The 794-nt window shown below is 39.4% G+C and carries 1 protein-coding gene; it reads right to left on the bottom strand.

Annotated features, from left to right (window positions below; genetic code table 11):
- A partial coding sequence (locus LUU93_RS21475) for a transposase (protein ID WP_232683218.1) occupies nucleotides 1-744 on the bottom strand: 744 nt, incomplete at its 3' end.
- Between the last annotated feature and the right edge of the window lie 50 nt (nucleotides 745-794).

The raw sequence follows: 794 nt of genomic DNA, 5'->3' as shown, positions 1-794 counted from the left end.
CCTTATTTTGGCCAGTTCAGGATTGTTTTGCGAGGCGGTTACCTGTTTGGTCTTGCAGTCTCTGTCAAAATAATTATACTTAACAAAGGCTTTTATTTTTCTGGCTTTTAACAAGTTGTAGTTTTCCTGCGAACCATAGCCAGCATCGGCAACTAACTCTTTGGGAACTTTTTTGTATGAACTCTCAAAACTATCAATATGCGGGATAAGTGTTTTGGTGTCGGTGGGATTCGGATGCAGGCTGTAGTGCAGGATAAACTGCTTATTGGTGCTGATCTGCAGATTGTAAGCCGGTTTTAATTGGCCGTTCAGCATATGGTCCTCTTTCATACGCATAAAAGTGGCATCGGTATCAGTCTTGGAAAATGAGTTTCTGTTTTGAAGAATTTCTTCTTGCTGTTCATACTTTTCAAGGTTCTTTGGCCAGTTCTTTTTGGCATAATTAAGCTTCTGGCGTACTTTCGAAGGAACTTTTTTCTCTTTCAAAACTGCATTGATCTTGTTGATGGCAGCTTCTACTTTTTCTGCGTCAATGGATGCAAAATCAACAGATTCTGTATTTTTAAGTTCTTCTTTGGCTACACTCTGTGCATAATGCCAAAGTTCTTCCAATTGTTGTTCAATACGTTCTTTACTCTTTTTAATAGCCTTTCCCCACACAAAAGTATAACGGTTGGCATTGGCTTCGATCTTTGTACCGTCAACAAAGGCAGTCTTAAGGCTTACGATGCCCTCCCTTTCCAACAAAAGGACAATTTGGGTGAAAATTTCTTTAATCTGCCCATTTAGACGTT

The sequence above is a fragment of the Flavobacterium soyae genome (assembly GCF_021245985.1).
GTDB classification, from domain to species: Bacteria; Bacteroidota; Bacteroidia; order Flavobacteriales; family Flavobacteriaceae; genus Flavobacterium; species Flavobacterium soyae.
This window is presented reverse-complemented; position numbering and strand designations above follow the sequence as displayed.